14 protein-coding genes are annotated in these 15,682 nt (G+C 63.0%); 4 read left to right on the top strand and 10 right to left on the bottom strand.

What is annotated here, in order from left to right:
* Positions 1–20: 20 nt before the first annotated feature.
* From E8M79_RS15895 to E8M79_RS15885, 3 genes are all read right to left on the bottom strand, one after another.
* On the bottom strand, positions 21–578 hold the full coding sequence (locus E8M79_RS15895; protein ID WP_137152829.1) for a MaoC family dehydratase: 558 nt from the start codon (positions 576–578) through the stop codon (positions 21–23).
* Positions 575–1,054 carry a MaoC family dehydratase gene (locus E8M79_RS15890; RefSeq protein WP_137152828.1) on the bottom strand — a complete coding sequence of 160 codons (480 nt, stop codon included), beginning with the start codon at positions 1,052–1,054 and terminating at the stop codon, positions 575–577. The genes E8M79_RS15895 and E8M79_RS15890 overlap by 4 nt, the downstream gene beginning before the upstream one ends.
* A gap of 144 nt (positions 1,055–1,198) precedes the next feature.
* The gene (locus tag E8M79_RS15885) at positions 1,199–2,071 is read right to left on the bottom strand and encodes an AraC family transcriptional regulator (protein ID WP_171015893.1); all 873 of its coding nucleotides are present in this window, start codon (positions 2,069–2,071) and stop codon (positions 1,199–1,201) included.
* A gap of 104 nt (positions 2,072–2,175) precedes the next feature.
* Between E8M79_RS15885 and E8M79_RS15880 the strand changes: the two genes are divergently transcribed.
* Together E8M79_RS15880 and E8M79_RS15875 are read left to right on the top strand one after the other, a co-directional pair.
* On the top strand, positions 2,176–3,630 hold the full coding sequence (locus E8M79_RS15880; RefSeq protein WP_137152826.1) for an alpha-glucosidase/alpha-galactosidase: 1,455 nt from the start codon (positions 2,176–2,178) through the stop codon (positions 3,628–3,630).
* A gap of 113 nt (positions 3,631–3,743) precedes the next feature.
* On the top strand, positions 3,744–4,337 hold the full coding sequence (locus E8M79_RS15875) for a LysE family transporter (protein ID WP_137152825.1): 594 nt from the start codon (positions 3,744–3,746) through the stop codon (positions 4,335–4,337).
* Positions 4,338–4,485: 148 nt separating this feature from the next.
* On the opposite strand, the gene E8M79_RS15870 is transcribed toward E8M79_RS15875, so the two are convergent.
* From E8M79_RS15870 to E8M79_RS15850, 5 genes are all read right to left on the bottom strand, one after another.
* Positions 4,486–5,853 carry an alpha-glucosidase/alpha-galactosidase gene (locus tag E8M79_RS15870; protein WP_137152824.1) on the bottom strand — a complete coding sequence of 456 codons (1,368 nt, stop codon included), beginning with the start codon at positions 5,851–5,853 and terminating at the stop codon, positions 4,486–4,488.
* Between the two features lie 12 nt (positions 5,854–5,865).
* On the bottom strand, positions 5,866–7,536 hold the full coding sequence (locus E8M79_RS15865; protein ID WP_137152823.1) for an ABC transporter ATP-binding protein: 1,671 nt from the start codon (positions 7,534–7,536) through the stop codon (positions 5,866–5,868).
* Between the two features lie 11 nt (positions 7,537–7,547).
* Positions 7,548–8,642 carry an ABC transporter permease gene (locus E8M79_RS15860; RefSeq protein WP_248305076.1) on the bottom strand — a complete coding sequence of 365 codons (1,095 nt, stop codon included), beginning with the start codon at positions 8,640–8,642 and terminating at the stop codon, positions 7,548–7,550.
* A 110-nt stretch (positions 8,643–8,752) separates the two neighbouring features.
* Complete coding sequence (locus E8M79_RS15855; protein ID WP_137152822.1) at positions 8,753–9,766, bottom strand: ABC transporter permease; 1,014 nt, start codon at positions 9,764–9,766, stop codon at positions 8,753–8,755.
* 83 nt (positions 9,767–9,849) lie between these two features.
* Entirely contained in the window at positions 9,850–11,940 is a 2,091-nt protein-coding gene (locus E8M79_RS15850) for an ABC transporter substrate-binding protein (protein WP_137152821.1), read from the bottom strand.
* Positions 11,941–12,099: 159 nt separating this feature from the next.
* Here E8M79_RS15850 and E8M79_RS15845 point away from each other — a divergent pair, with 159 nt between their 5' ends.
* Both E8M79_RS15845 and E8M79_RS15840 read left to right on the top strand, forming a co-directional pair.
* Positions 12,100–13,023 (top strand): helix-turn-helix domain-containing protein, encoded by a 924-nt coding sequence (locus tag E8M79_RS15845; protein WP_171015892.1) that lies wholly within the window; start codon positions 12,100–12,102, stop codon positions 13,021–13,023.
* 57 nt (positions 13,024–13,080) lie between these two features.
* Entirely contained in the window at positions 13,081–13,905 is an 825-nt protein-coding gene (locus tag E8M79_RS15840; RefSeq protein ID WP_137152819.1) for a phytanoyl-CoA dioxygenase family protein, read from the top strand.
* Positions 13,906–13,918: 13 nt separating this feature from the next.
* Here the strand turns inward: E8M79_RS15840 and E8M79_RS15835 are convergent, their stop codons facing one another.
* Entirely contained in the window at positions 13,919–14,230 is a 312-nt protein-coding gene (locus E8M79_RS15835) for a hypothetical protein (RefSeq protein WP_137152818.1), read from the bottom strand.
* Positions 14,231–14,474: 244 nt separating this feature from the next.
* Positions 14,475–15,572, bottom strand: coding sequence for a redox-regulated ATPase YchF (ychF, locus tag E8M79_RS15830; protein WP_137152817.1), 1,098 nt, complete (start codon positions 15,570–15,572; stop codon positions 14,475–14,477).
* Positions 15,573–15,682 lie beyond the last annotated feature (110 nt).

Here is a 15,682-nt window from a genome sequence, read left to right as displayed (position 1 = left end):
GCCGGTCCGGCGCGCGGCTTTCAAGAGCCGCGCTTGATCCAGCCGCCGATTAGCGGCCATGTGCTGATGGCCTGCATCACTTTGAGCGAGAGTGGCATCACATAGTCGCGCCGCTTGGAGAAGCCGACCAGTTCGGCGCGATAGACCAGCTCGTCGCGTTGGTTGACCGCGGTGATGGTGTTGAACAGCAGGCCCCAGCCGGGGATGGAGTTCGACGCGCGCTTGTCGGTGACCACCAGGGTGTAGCGCACGGTGTCGCCGGGGCGCACGGGCACCTTGAAATCCATGCTGTTGACGCCGGGGGAGGGGCCCGACACGCCCGGCTCCTGGCCCAGGGCGCGCAGCCGGTCTTCTTCGGCAAACAGGGTATCGACCATCAGGCGATGGCCGATGCTGACCGTGTGCCAGCCGCTGGCGACCAGCCCGCCGAAATGGCTCTGGCGCGCCGCCTCGGGGTCGATATGGAAATACTGCGGATCGTAGAGCGTCGCGAAAGCGATGATCTCGTCCTGGCTAAATTCATGATCGCCCAAGGCAAATTCTTCGCCGAGCACGATATCCTCAAACCAGCGGGTCATGCCTGGGCTCCCGGGTTACGGGTTTCGACCAGATTGGCGAGGCGCATGGTCAGCACCGGCGCGTCCTTCTGGTTGCGCACGTCGAAATCGAGCGTGACGATGCCCCATTGCGGATGGCTCTCGGAGCGGCGCAGCTCGACGATTGTGACGGTGCCGCCGATGGTGTCATTGACCATCACGGGGTTTTTCCACTTGAGGTTGCGGAAGCCCAGGCCGCCGGCGGAGGCGACGGTGCCCAGGAAACTGTCAACCAGCATGCGCAGGCTCAGGGCGCCAGTCTGCCAGCCGCTGGAGGCGAGACCGCCCAGAAGACTGGCCTTGGCCGCGGCTTCGTCGAGGTGAAAAGGAAACGGGTCGAACTGCTTGGCAAAGCCGATGATCATCTCGCGGGTCACCTTGGTGTGGCCCAGGGCGATCACCTCGCCGACAGCGAGATCCTCAAAGTGCCTGCGGTCTGCGGTTACAGTATTGGTCATTGCATTGCCCTATAGGTCAATTGCCTATTTGCGCCCTTTGTGCACCCAAGACAACCCGGATTCAACCCGATCCGTGCAGGCCTGCGGTCGCCGCCGGACCGACAAAGTGCCGCCAGAGGACCGGCTTGGACCCGTCTTTTGCCGTCAGGTGCCCGCCGCCAGTCGGCCATTGCGGCGAAACTCCAGGGGCGCCATGGCGCGCTTGCGACGGAAGGCTTTGGCCAGGTAGTTGGCGTCAGCAAAACCGGTGGCGGTGGCGATGGCCGAGATGGTCATGTCGGTGGCCAGCAGCAGGCGCTCGATATGGTCGATGCGGCGCGCCAGCACGAAGTCCGATGGTGCCTGGCCGGTCGCCAGGGCGAACTGGCGGACGAAGTGGCCGCGGCTCATTTCAGCGATGGCGGCGAGGCGCTCGACCTGCAGCGGGCGGGCCAGATTGGCCTCGATATGGGCCACGACGCGGGCCATGGCGGGCGGCAGGCTGCGCTCTGGCGTGGCGCGGGCGGCAAAGACGCCGTCGTGCAAGGCCGCCATGGCGGCATAGGTGGCGCTGGAGGCCTCGCCGGGGCTGATGTCGGCGCGGTCGATCAGCAGCAGGCAGGCGGCGGCCAACCGGTCGACAATGGGCGCAGGCAAAGTGGAGACCGGGCCGGCGGCATCGATGATCTCGCGGGCCAGGCGCAGGGCCTCGCGCCCGTTGAGCACCATCCAGAAATATTGCCAATGGCCGCCGCGCTCCAGCCAGTAGCGATGCGCATGGGGGAGGCTCAGCACCATGGTCTGGCCGGGCGTCAGCCGATATTGCGTGCCAGCGAAATCGAGCCGGCCTTCGCCGACCAGCGTGTGCTGGATGACCAGGAACGGCGCGTCGCCGCGCTGCAGCCCATCCCAGGAATAGACTTCGTTGATACGCTGCTCGTAGCCGGCGCTGTGCGCCATGCAATGGAGCGGCACGGCCGACTTGGGCAGCTCGAGCCGGCGCACGCGATGGCCATAGTCGATGAGTTCTTTGAGCACAAAATTACCCACAATCGCACAAGCTTTCTCTACCACTTGTGCTGTGGCAGCGGCTAGCACTATGGGCACCAATTCGCAGCAAATGCGACCAGCGGAGGACGTCCATGTCATTCAAAGTTACGGTCATCGGCGCCGGTTCGATCGGGTTTACCAAGACCCTGATCTCGGACCTGCTGAAGGTTCCCGAATTCGTCGATTGCGAATTCGCCCTGACCGACATCAATCCGGCCAATCTCGACATGGCCCGGCAGATCATCGAGATGATCGTGTCGGTCAACAAGCTGCCGGCCAAGGTGACCGCGACCACCGATCGCCGCGCGGCCATCACCGGCGCGCGCTATGTGATGAGCTGCGTGCGCGTGGGCGGGCTGGATGCCTTTGCCACCGATATCCGCATTCCGCTCAAATATGGCGTCGACCAGTGCGTGGGCGACACCATCTGCGCCGGCGGCATTCTCTATGGCCAGCGCAACATCCCGGTGATCCTGGACTTCTGCAAGGACATCCGCGAGGTCGCCGAGCCCGGCGCGCTGTTCCTCAACTATGCCAACCCCATGGCCATGAACACCTGGGCTGCCGAGCAGTATGGCGGCGTCAATGTGGTGGGCCTGTGCCACGGCGTGCAGCATGGCGCGCACCAGATCGCCAATGTGCTGGGCGTCAAGGACGACGAGCTGGACTATGTCTGCGCCGGCATCAATCACCAGACCTGGTACATCGACATTCGCGCCAAGGGCCGCAAGATCGAGGCCGACGAGCTGATCGCCGGCTTTGAGGCGCACCCGGTCTATTCCAAGCAGGAAAAGGTGCGCATCGACGTGCTCAAGCGCTTCGGTGTCTATTCCACCGAGTCCAATGGCCACCTGAGCGAATACCTGCCCTGGTATCGCAAGCGCCCCGAAGAGATCAATCGCTGGATCGACATGAGCGACTGGATCCATGGCGAGACCGGCGGCTATCTGCGGCACTCCACCGAGCGTCGCAACTGGTTCGAGACCGATTTCCCGATGTTCAAGGAGCAGGCCAACAAGCCGCTGAGCGAACACAAGCGGACCACCGAACACGCCAGCTACATCATCGAGGCGATGGAAACCGGGCGCACCTATCGCGGCCATTTCAATCGCCGCAACAATGGCATCATCACCAATCTGCCCGATGACGCCATTATCGAGAGTCCCGGCTTTGTGGATCGCTTCGGCATCAACATGGTCGAAGGCATCACCCTGCCGACCGCCTGTGCGGCGACCTGCTCGGTGTCGGTCTCGGTGCAGCGCCTCTCGGTCGAGGCGGCGATGACGGGCAATATCGATACGCTCAAGCTGGCGGTGCTGCATGACCCGCTGGTTGGCGCCATCTGCACGCCCGACGAAGTCTGGGCGATGGTCGACGAGATGGTGGTGGCCCAGGCCCAGTGGCTGCCGCAATATGCCGACGCCGTGCCGGCTGCCAAGGAGCGCATGGCCAAGTCGACCGTCAAGACCATCGAGTGGGAAGGCGCTGCCCGCAAGAAGGTGCGCTCGGTCGAAGAGCTGCGCGAAATGGTGGGTGGCCACCACTAGACAATCCGGATGTCCTCCCGGATCGGGCGCCCCTTCGGGGGCGCCTTTTTTGTGGCTTGCACCGGTCTTGCGCCGCGCTATGGTCCGGCGCCCTAGAGTGGATTGCCCAATAGATGGATGGCCTTACCCCCTTCGTTCTTGCCGTGCTGGCGCTACTGGCCACGCCGGGGCCGACCAATACGCTGATGGCGGCAGCGGGTGCGCAGCGCGGGGTCGGGCGGGCGCTGCCGCTGCTGGTGGGCGAGCTGGGCGGCTATCTGATCGCTATCACGGTGTGGATCGAGCTGGTGGGCGCCATCGGGGCGAGCCAGCCGCTGGTGCCGCTGCTGGCGCGTCTTTTGGCGGCCGGGTTCCTCGCCTGGTCGGCATTCAAGCTGTGGCGGGGCGCCGGTCAGGCGGACTTGGCGCAGCGCGGCGTTACGCTGAGCCGTGTGTTCGTCACCACACTGATCAATCCCAAGGCGCTGGTGCTGGCCTTTGCCATTTTCCCGCACGTCGGCTTTGTTGCGCGCCTGCCCTATCTCGGGGTGTTTGCCGGGCTGGTGATCGGCACGGCGGTGGCCTGGATGGCGCTGGGCGCGCTGGCAGCACGCTCCTCGGCGGGCTGGCTGAGCGCCGGGCGGGTTGAACGCATCACCGCGCTGGCCCTCGCGGTGTTCGCCGCGCTGCTGCTGGTGCAGACGGTGCAAGGCCTTGTCGCCTCGTAGACACCGACCTCCAAACGCTCTCGATCGTCACCCTCGGGTCAAGCCCGAGGGTGACGCGCGGTGGTTGGAACGCCCCCCAGCCAAAACGGCCCCGATGCCAAGCGCATCGGGGCCGTACTTAAGTCAGCCGATGACTTTGCGCCGCGAATTACGCGACGCGCTGCTTGCGCGGGCCGCGGGCCCATTCGGGCAGCATGCTGCCATGGGCTTCGAGCAGGTCGTCGACGACGTTCCAGATCTGCTCGAGATCGAGTTCGGCGGCGGTGTGCGGGTCCATCATGGCGGCATGATAGATGTGCTCGCGGTTTTCGGTCATCAGCGCGCGGACGGTGAGTTCCTGCACGTTGATATTGGTGCGCATCAGCGCGGTCAGCTGCGGCGGCAGTTCACCGATATAGGTGGGCTGCAGGCCATTGTCGTCGACCAGGCACGGCACTTCGACGGCGGCATTGTTGGGCAGGCTGGTGATGACGCCATTGTTGCGCAGATTGCCGTAGATCACCGAGGGTTCGCCGGTCCACACCGAGTTGACGATGGACGATGCATATTCCTTGGACTGCTTGACCTCGATGCGGTCGGCCTTGCGGTATTCCTCGGAGGTCTTCTTCCAGCCGGCGATCTGCTCGACGCAGCGCTTGGGGTATTCATCGAGCGGGATGCCGAACTTCTCGATGATGTCCTCGCGCCCTTCCTTGATGAAATAGGGCGTGTACTCAGCAAAGTGCTCGGAGCTTTCGGTGACGAAATAGCCCAGGCGGGTGAGCATTTCATAGCGCACCTTGTTGGGGCAACGCGGGTTCCAGGTCGGCTTGGGTGCGCGGCCTTCGGCATAGGCGCGCAGCAGATCGGGATAGAGGTCGCGATAGCTGCCATCGGCCTGGCGATGCTCGAACTTGAGGTAGAAGGCCATGTGGTTGATGCCGGCCGAGCGGTAGCGGATCTCGTCATAGGGAATGTCGAGATCGTGGGCCAGTTCCATGGCCGTGCCCTGCACGGAGTGGCAGAGACCGACCTGCTTGATGGTGGGGTATTTTTCCGAGATGGCCCAGGTGTTGATGGCCATCGGGTTCACATACTGCAGCATGATCGCGTCGGGCGCGACCTGCAGCATGTCCTCGCAGATGCTCCACAGGTGCGGCACGGTGCGCAGGCCGCGCATGATGCCGCCGACGCCCAGCGTGTCGGCAATGGTCTGGCGGAGGTTGTACTTCTTGGGGACGTCGAAATCGATGACCGTCGAGGGCTCATAGCCGCCGATCTGGAAGCAGACCACGACGAAATTGGTGCCATCGAGCGCCTGGCGCTGGTTGGAATAGGTTTCCACCTTGGCCGAAACGCCCAGGGTGGCGATCAGCTTTTTGGCGATGATCTCGCTCTCTTCCAGGCGCGTCGGGTTGATATCCATCAGGCGGATGGTGGCGCCGGTCAGGGCCGGCCGCTGCAGAATGTCGCCGACGATGTTCTTCATGAACACGGCCGAACCGGCACCGATGAATGTAATCTTGGGGTTTGCCATTGGATGCTCCGTTCAGGCGGCTATGTCGAATGCGGCGCGTACAAGGCGGGCCGTGTATTCGGTTTGGGGATTGGTGAGAACATCGGCCACGGGCCCCTGTTCGACGATCTTGCCATACTGCATGACCATGACCCGATGACAGAGGGCGCGCACGACTTTGAGGTCGTGGCTGATGAAGAGGTAGGAGAGGCCCTTCTCGTCCTGCAGCTTGCGCAGCAGGTCGATGATCTGGGCCTGCACGCTCAGGTCAAGCGCCGAAGTGGGCTCGTCGAGCAGGATGAACTCGGGCTCGAGCGCAATGGCCCGGGCGATGGCGATGCGCTGGCGCTGGCCGCCGGAGAACTCATGCGGGAAGCGGTTGAGCACACCATCGGGCATGCCGGCATCCTGCAGCGCCTGGCGCACGCGGTCGCCACGCTCGGCGCGGTTGGCGCCGATGTTGTTGACGATCAGCCCTTCCTCGATGATCTGGCGGATCGACATGCGCGGATTGAGCGAGGCAAAGGGATCCTGGAAGACGATCTGCATGCGCGAGCGCAGCGGGCGCATGGCGGCACGGTCCTTGGTGTCGATGCGTTCGCCATCAAAGAAAATCTGGCCACCCTGGTTGGAGATCAGGCGGATCAGGGCCTGGCCAAAGGTGGTCTTGCCCGAGCCTGATTCACCCACGATGCCCAGGGTTTCGTGGCGCATCAGCTTGATGTCGAGATTGTCGACGGCCTTGAGCTCGAAGAAGTCGGGCTTGAAGAAGCCGCCGCGCTTGAGCGTGAAGCTGACCTTGACCTGCTTGCCTTCGAGCACGGTGTCATGGGCGCCTTCGGCCAGCGGCTTGGCAATGCCCTTGGGTTCGGAGGCCAGCAGGTGCTTGGTATAGGGATGGGTCGGATTGGCGAACAGCGCCTCGGTGGCATTGTGCTCCTGCACCCGGCCATTCTGCATGACATAGACATATTCGCTGAACTGGCGAACCACGGTCAGATCATGGGTGATCAGGATCACCGCCATGCCGTATTTGTCCTTGAGATCCTTGATCAGGTTGAGGATCTGGGCCTGGACGGTCACGTCGAGGGCCGTCGTGGGTTCGTCGGCGATCAGCACGTCGGGGCGATTGGCGAGCGCCATGGCGATCATCACGCGCTGGCGCTGGCCGCCTGAGAGCTGGTGCGGGAAATTGTTCAGCCGCGCCCGGGGCTCGGGGATCTGCACTTCCTCGAGCAGGGATTCTGCCTTGTCCATGGCTTCGGCCCGGCTCATCTTGTTGTGCAGGTGCAGCACCTCGCACAATTGCTGGCCGATGGTATAGACCGGGTTCAGCGAGCTCATGGGCTCCTGGAAGATCATGGCGATGTCGTTGCCGCGCAGCTTGCGCATGTCGCGATCGCTCATGGTGACGATGTTCTTGCCACTCAGCGTGATCTGCGTCTCGGGCAGAATGGTGGCGCGCTTGGTCAACAGTTTCATCAGCGTGCGCGCGGTCACGGACTTGCCGGAACCGGATTCGCCGACCAGGGCAATGGTCTCGCCCTTGTGCAGCTGGAAGGAGACGTCGCGCACGGCGTTGACGGTGCCGCCCTCGACCTTGAAGTCGACGCCGATATGACGGGCGTCCAGGATCAGCTCACGCCCATGGCTGCCCAGGTCGTGCCGCGTGTCGGAAACAGGCGTGGAATTGGTCTCGGTCATGGCCTGGTTCCTCAATAGGGGTCAATGGCGTCGCGCAGGCCATCGCCAAGGGCGTTGAACGCGAACACGGTAATCAGCACGAAGATGACGGGGCTCAGGATCCAAGGATAGGAGCCGATCACCGAATAGGACGAGGTATCCTGCAGCATCAGGCCCCAGGAGATCAGTGGCGGCTTCACGGCAAAGCCGAGGAAACCCAGGAAGCTCTCGAGGAGCACCACCGAGGGCACGGCCAGGGTGACCGCCACGATGATGTGGCTCATCACATTGGGCAGGATGTGCCGTGTGATGATGCGGCTATCGGTGGCGCCCACGGCGATGGCGGCCCGCACATATTCGATGCGCGCCAGCGACAGCGTTTTGGAGCGCACCTCACGGCTGAGCTGGGCCCAGCCAAGCACCGCGATCACCAGGATCACAAAGGCGATGAAGACATTGGACGGGGCGGTCGCCGGAATGAGCGTCGTCAACGCCAGGTAGAGCGGCAGTTGCGGGAACATGAGCACGAATTCGACGAAGCGCTGCACCCAGGCGTCCACCCTGCCGCCGAGATAGCCCGAGGTGATGCCGACCAGCGTACCGATGATGGTGGTGAGGGCCACCACGACCAGCGCGATGGTCAGGGTAATGCGCGAACCGACAATGCCACGGGCCAGAATATCGCGGCCGAATTTGTCGGTGCCCAGGATGTGGAAGGTTTTCGTGGGGTCCAGAGTGCCGAACAGGTGAATGTCGGACGGGATGAACCAGAGGATCTTGTAGGCATAGCCCTTGACGAAAAAGCCCAGCTCGGTGGGGTTGTCATAGTCGGGCCCGACCAGGGGCTGGAAGGTGATGGGGTCGAGCTCATCGCTTTCGGCGATGGGATAGATGGTGGGGATCAGCGAGAAGCTGCCATCGGCGCGGAAGAAGGTGATGTTGTCGGGCGGAGCAAAGCCGATGTCGGCCTGCTTGGGATCCTGGGGGGCAAAGAAGTCGGCAAAGACGGCCATCAGCAGCAGACCGACGACCAGGATCAGGCCGATCATGCCCACGACCGACCGGCGGAAGCGGCGCCAGACCAGCGAGAAATAGCCGCCATTGCTGTTGGCAAAGCGCGCGTTGATGGCGCCGGTGGTGTCGTGATGGGCTTCCTGCGCCGGGGTGGGCGCGGCGGTGCCGGGATCATTGGGCAGGGGGATGGACGAGCCGGGGTTGAGGTCGGTGCGGGTGTCGTTCAATTGCTTTTCTCCCCGCCCAGGCGGATACGCGGGTCCAGCAGCGCCAGCAGGACGTCAGAAATGATGTTGCCGATGATCAGCGTCACGGCCAGCACCATCACGAAAGTGGCGGTGACCCAAACGTCGCCGACGCCCATGGAGCCCACGATGGCGGGGCCGACGGTGGCGAGGCCAAAGACGATGGCCACTTCGATTTCGCCGGTCAGCATGTAGGGCAGCACAACGCCCTGATAGGCCACCAGCGGATGCAGCGCATTGGGCACGGCGTGCTTCATGATCACGGCGCCTTCGGGCAGGCCTTTGGCGCGGGCGGTCTCGACATATTGGCTGTTGAGCACGTCGAGCAGATTGGCGCGCATCACGCGCATATTATAGGCCAGCCCGCCCAGGGTGGCGACGAAGACCACCGGCCAGATATGGGCAACAAGGTCGGCAAAGCGGCCCCAGCCCCAGGGTTGGCCGCCCCAATAGGTGGAATTGAAGCTGCCGATTTCCTGCACGCCCAGGCGGAACACCAGGATGTAGAGAATAACGATGGCCATCAGGAAGCGCGGAATGGTCATGCCCAGGAAGGCGAAGAAGCCCAGGATGGTGTCGACCCAGCTGTACTGCCGGGTGGCGGCCAGGATGCCCAGGCTGATGCCGATGACCGAAGCCAGGATATGGCAGGTCAGGGCCAGCAGGATGGTGCGCGGCAGGCGCTCGGCCACCACATCGCTGACGGGCTTGTTGAAATAGAGCGAGTCACCGAAATCGAAGCGGGTGATGATGCCGGTGAGCCAGTTGAAATACTGCACGATCAAGGGATCGTTGAGGCCATGGGCAGCGCGATAGGCGTCAGCCAGCTGCTGAGCCTGTTCGGCGGTGGCGCCGGTGCGGTTGATGGCCATGGTGCGGATATAGTCGCCATAGTCGCCCGGAGGCGCCTGGATGATGGCGAAGGTCACAATGCTGAGCAGGAACAGGATCGGGATCGCGCCGAGGATCCGTATGATGAGAAAGCGCAGCATGGACAATATACTCCCGCAAGAAAAAGCCCGGGGTCGGGAGGCTGGCGGCGGAGGGCCGCCACCAGCCTGATCGTTATGACGTTCTAGTTCTTGATCGGACCATTGCCGATGCCAGGGGCAGCGGGCAGGGTGTCGGGCTGCAGCTCATTGGTGGTCTGCTTGTCCGCCGGGACGAACACGCGCTCACGAATGATGTTGTCTTCAGCCCAGTTGAACTGGAAGATCGGGGCGCCGGCCGGAATATTGGCGAAGCGCTTGTTGATGATCAGCGCACCCGGGTACTGGGTGAGGCCGATGCCATAGAGGTTCTGCGTATAGAGAGCCTGGTACTGCTTCATCAGTTCGGCGCGTTCGGCATTGTCCGAGCTGGCGATGAACTTGTTGACGACGTCAACCATCTCCTGTTCGAACGGCAGCAGGTCGAGCGTGCCATCGGTACCAACGCGGTGCGAGAAGGCGGTACGCGGACCAACCGGGGCCAGGCCAACGGTGCCCTGGACGACCGACACGAGGTCGGCGCCATTGCGCAGCACAGCCCAGTCGAACTTGCCGCCCTGCTGGATCTCGGTCAGCGAATTGCCCGAGATGGTGTCCAGCACGACGCGGATGCCGAGCTTTTCCATCATGGTCAGCACGCCTTCGGCCAGGCTCTTGTCCGTGCCGTAGTCGCCATTGACCAGCAGGGTGATCTGAACGTCCTGGCCGCCGGCAGTGCCTGCGGGGAAGTTCACGATGCCATTGCCGTCGGTGTCAGACAGACCAGCCTTGGCAAGGTAGGCCTTGGCCTCATCGAGCGAGTAGGGGAAGTAGGCCGTGGAGTCCTTGTCGTAGAAGCTGGTGCCGGCGTAGAGGCCGCCCGGATAGGGGGTCGTGAACGGCCCCTTGACCAGGGATTCACCCATGCTCTGGCGATCGAGCGCCATGCTGACGGCCTTGCGGAAGTCGAGGTTGCGATTGAGTTCGCGGATGGCCTGACCCAGTTCGCTCGGTTCGCCCCAGCCGTTGCCGGACAGGTTCGGATAGAGCGTGTAGCCGATGGTGCGGGCACCAAACTGCAGGCGGGCCGGGGCATCAGCTTCGGCGGAACGCTTGAGCGATTCCACGAAGTTTTCCGGCTGCTCGAGGTTGGAGAAGTCGGCGGTGCCGGCGACGGTCTGCACGTCGCGGTCGCTCCAGGTGCTCAGGCGATAGCTGACTTCGTTGAGGTAGGGCAGCTGGTTGCCGTCGGCGTCGACCTTCCAGTAGTAGGGGTTACGACGCAGAACGATTACGTCGTCCGGACGATATTCCACCGGAACCCAGGCACCCATCACCGGGAAATTCAGGTATTCGGGCGGGAAGGCGTTCTTGTATTCTTCGTAGGTGTTCTCAGCATTGTACTTGGGATGCTGCGGCTTGAGCATATGCGCCGGGCCGGGGCAGAACGCGCCATAGGCCATCTGGTACAGATACTGGGTCGGGCGGACTTCCTTGAAGGTCCACTTGACGGTGTAGTCGTCGACCTTGACCAGGGTGGTGCCGACGCCGAAGGTTTCGGGCGTTGCGCCGCCGGTGGGCGAGACATTGGTATCGAGAACGTTGTCTTCCCAATAGAAGATAACGTCGTCGGCGCTGAACGGCATGCCGTCAGACCATTTCGCGCCTTCGATCAGGTGCATGGTCAGCTCATGGCCGTCTTCGGACCATTCCCAGCTCTTGGCCAGGTTGGGCATGGGTTCGAGTTCGTCGGCCTTGACCTGGAACAGCGGCCCGGTGCGGGTCAGACATTCGTACATGCCGATGTCGATGCCGCCCCAGCCCTGCTGGGCGCCGCCGGCATAGTTCCAGCCGTCGGGACGACCGCCGATGACATGGCGCATGGTGTCGCCATAGATGCCAACGCCGTCAGGCATGTTGGCGGTCTTGTAGACCAGGGGTTCCTTGGGCAGGCGTTCGGCGACGGGCGGCAGCTTGCCGGTGTCGACGAAGTTCTTGGTCACCCATTCGGGCTCGTGGTATTCCGGCAGTGCCTTGTATTCCAGCATGTCGGAAATGCTGACGAAATTGGGTTCGCTCTGTGCGGCGAACGCCGGTGGCTCGGGCACCTTGCCCATGCCGTCCTGGGCCTGAACCGCCAGCAGCGATACGCCCAGCATCAATCCTGCCCCGCCAAGGGCCATTGCGTGTCTCTTCATAAAACCTCCCGTGGCAGCGGGCGGCATTGATTGCCAGCGTCGGCCACTCCCTGCCGACTTCTTCCCGTGCTCAGATCAAAATGGTATCGCTTGCCATGGGCGATACAATCCGGAATGATAGAGACTTGTTCCGGGTTTCAAAGAAGTGCGCCGATAAGTATGACTTTGGAAAATGCGGTACCTACCTCAAAGCCGCGCGAGCGGGCGCCGCGGCCGACGCCGCGACCGGACCGCAGCTTTTATTCCTCCGGTAAAGCCTTCGGGCGCTTCGGCATTCGCTCTTTCGCGCCCCAGATCATGCCCTATGCCCATACCCATGGGCATATCGAGTTCAACTGGCTGACGCAGGGCAGCATGGACTATGTGTTCGACGGCGGCCCGGTGAGCATTGGCTCGGGGCGGCTGGTGGCGTTCTGGGCCGGCATTCCGCACCAGACCATTGCGCTGAGCCCCGACACGGCTATGGGCCGCCAGCTCAATATCTATCTGCCCATGGATGCGTTTCTCGAAATGCCGCAACTGGGCCGGTTGACCGAGACGCTGATGGGCGGTGGTGTCATCCAGCTCAATGCCGATTGCGTGGGGCTCGAAACGCTGGACCGCTGGCATCAGGACTATCGCAGCGGCAATGCGCTGCGCAGCGAGATCGTGCGCGCCGAGATCGGCACCATGTTCCGCCGGGCGGCCATCACCGGCTGGGACACGCTGCTGTCGCCCTGGGTGGAAGGGGCAGGGTCGCGCACCCGGACGGGCTCGCCGGTGCGTTATGTGGTGCGCATGGTGCGCCATATCGTGGAGAATATCACCGAGCCGCTGACCGCCGAGAGCATCGCCGATGTGGTGGGGCTGCACCCCAATTATGCGACGAACCTGTTCACCAAGGTGATGCACATCTCGGTGCAGAAATTCGTCATCCGCATGCGGCTGATCCGGGCCCGTAGCCTGCTGTTTGACGGCAGCCTCTCGATCGCCAATGTCGCCTTCCAGTCCGGCTTTGTCAGCCAGACCCAGTTCTACGAACATTTCCGCAAGGCCTATGGCATGACGCCCAGCCAGATGCGCAAGGACACCATCGAGGGCTAGGGCATGGCTTGCCCCGGGCACGGCTCGTCACTAGCCTGTACCAAAAAGGAGGGGGTCATGACGGTATCGCGCCTGACCATTGCCCAGCGGGAACAGTTTAGCCGAGACGGTTTCATTGCCCTGCGTGGCCTGTTTTTGCCGGACGAGATCGCCGAAATCCGCGATGGCTTCATGCAGGCGGCTGCTGATGGGCCGGTGCCGGGATTGTCCGATATGCCGCGTGTGCCGGCGACGGGGAATGATCCGCTGACCCGTTATCCGCGCATGATGCATCCGCACAAGCATCCCGACAAAGCTGTCGGGCGCCTCGCCAGCCGGCTGATGGTCGATCCGCGGCTCGAACCGATCCTCGCCGATCTGCTGGGCGAAGAGCCCTATGCCTGCCAGTCGATGTTCTATTTCAAGCCGCCCGGCGCGCGCGGGCAGGATCTGCACCAGGACAACTTCTATCTCCGGGTCAAGCCGGGCACCTGCATGGCGGCCTGGATTGCCGTGGACGATGCCGACGCCGGCAATGGCGGCATGATGTGTGTGCCCCAGACAGCGGGGCTCGACATTGCCTGTCCAGAGCAGGCCGACCCTGCGCTGTCGTTCACGACCGAACATGTCGAACCGCCGGCCGGGCTGGAGCCGCAGATGATGCAGCTCAAGGCGGGCGACGTGCTATTCTTTAATGGCAGCGTGATCCACGGCTCGACGCCCAATTCCAGCACCGACCGGTTCCGCCGCTCGCTGATTTTCCACTACGTCCCCGCCAGCACTGTGGAGATGAGCCATTATTACGAGGCGATGAGCTTTGCCGGCGTGCGGCAGGTGATCGGGGTGAACAGTGACGGCGGGCCGTGTGGCACGGTGCAGGCGATGCCAGCTGGGCCGCACTGAGGAGGGGCGAAAGCTAGATGGCTGCGCCGCTCAGCACGAATAGCGACAGCAGCAGCTGACGGAGTGCGACACTGAGAACTGCGAGGCCCAGGAATAGACCAGCCAGCCAGGCGGCGCGTGCCTTGACCAGCGCATAACCCACCAGGAAGAGCTCAAGCGCCAGGGTGGCGAGGGCGATCACTACGCCGATATGGGGCTGTGCGTTGCCGATGGCCAGCGCCAGCACAAGCAGTGCGTTGGATAGCGCGAGTGGAATGGCGAACCACCACAGGGCGGCGGTCCTCTTGAAGAGCATGGCGCCGAGACCGAAGGCGAGCAAGACCATGCTCAAATTTGCGAAGCTTGAAAGGTAGAGCCCCAGGCTGGTGCTCAGCCAGAAGACCTGATCGTCGAATACTGTATCGAAAAGCCAAGTCCACCAGGTCATCGGTTGCCTTGGCCCTTCTATTGCCCTTCGAGCTTAGCTCTCGCTTTCGCGGGTCGCCTACAGCCACTCGACCATAGGTCTCATGGCCTTAGCGTCTAAAATCGCTCCACCGGAGCGTTTTACCGGCCGGAGACCGGCGACGCTAAGTATTAAACTTGAACAGCATGACGTCGCCGTCCTTGACGACATATTCCTTGCCTTCGTCGCGGGCCTTGCCGGCTTCCTTGGCCGCCACTTCGCCGCCCAGGGCGACGAAATCGTCATAGGCGATGGTCTGGGCGCGGATGAAGCCGCGCTCGAAATCGGAGTGGATGACGCCGGCAGCAGCCGGGGCCTTGTCGCCCTTGTGGATGGTCCAGGCGCGGCTTTCCTTGGGGCCGACCGTGAAATAGGTCTGCAGGCCGAGGAGGTCATAGGCCTCACGGATCAGCCGGTTGAGGCCGGCTTCATGCAGGCCCAGGGATTCGAGGTACTCGGCCTGTTCGGCATTGGGGAGCTGGGCGAGCTGGGATTCGATCTCGGCGGAGATGACCACAACGCCAGCGTCATGCTGATGGGCATAGGCTTCCACCTGCTTGCTCATGGCGTTGCCGGTGGCGGCGGAGCCTTCATCGACATTGCAGACATAGAGGGCCGGCTTGCTGGTGAGCAGCTGCAGCTCCTGGAAGGCCTTTTCCTCGTCGGCTTCGCGCTTGACGAAGCGGGCAGACTTGCCATCGCGCAGCAGCACCAGGGCGCGGTCGATGAGGTCGAGCGTCAGCTTGGCATCCTTGTCGCCGCCCTTGGCCTTCTTTTCCACGCCGTTGCGGCGCTTCTCGAGGCTTTCAAGATCGGCCAGCATCAGCTCGGTCTCGACCACTTCGGCGTCGGCCAGTGGATCGACCTTGTTGGCGACGTGGATGATGTTGCCGTCTTCAAAGCAGCGCAGCACATAGGCGATGGCGTCGCATTCGCGGATATTGGCGAGGAACTGGTTGCCCAGGCCTTCGCCCTTGGACGCGCCTTTGACCAGACCGGCAATGTCGACAAAGCTCATGCGGGCGGGCTGCACATTGATCGACTTGCCGATGACGGCGAGCCTGTCCAGGCGCGGATCGGGCACGGCCACTTCGCCCACATTGGGTTCGATGGTGCAGAAGGGGAAGTTTGCGGCCTGGGCGGCGGCGGTGCGGGTCAGCGCATTAAAGAGGGTCGACTTGCCGACATTCGGCAGGCCGACGATGCCCATCTTGAAACCCATGGGGATAGCTCCGGAAAGTGTTGGTCTTCACTTCGTTCGGATGGGCCGAGATGTCAATGCGTGGCGGTCAATCGGCGGCTTGTCGCGCGCGCCTGCGCATCGTATTACCG

This window comes from Devosia sp. FKR38 (genome assembly GCF_005222805.1).
In the GTDB taxonomy this organism is placed as follows: Bacteria; Pseudomonadota; Alphaproteobacteria; order Rhizobiales; family Devosiaceae; genus Devosia.
Note: the sequence above shows the minus strand (reverse complement) of the source record. Positions and strands in the feature narration are given on the sequence as shown.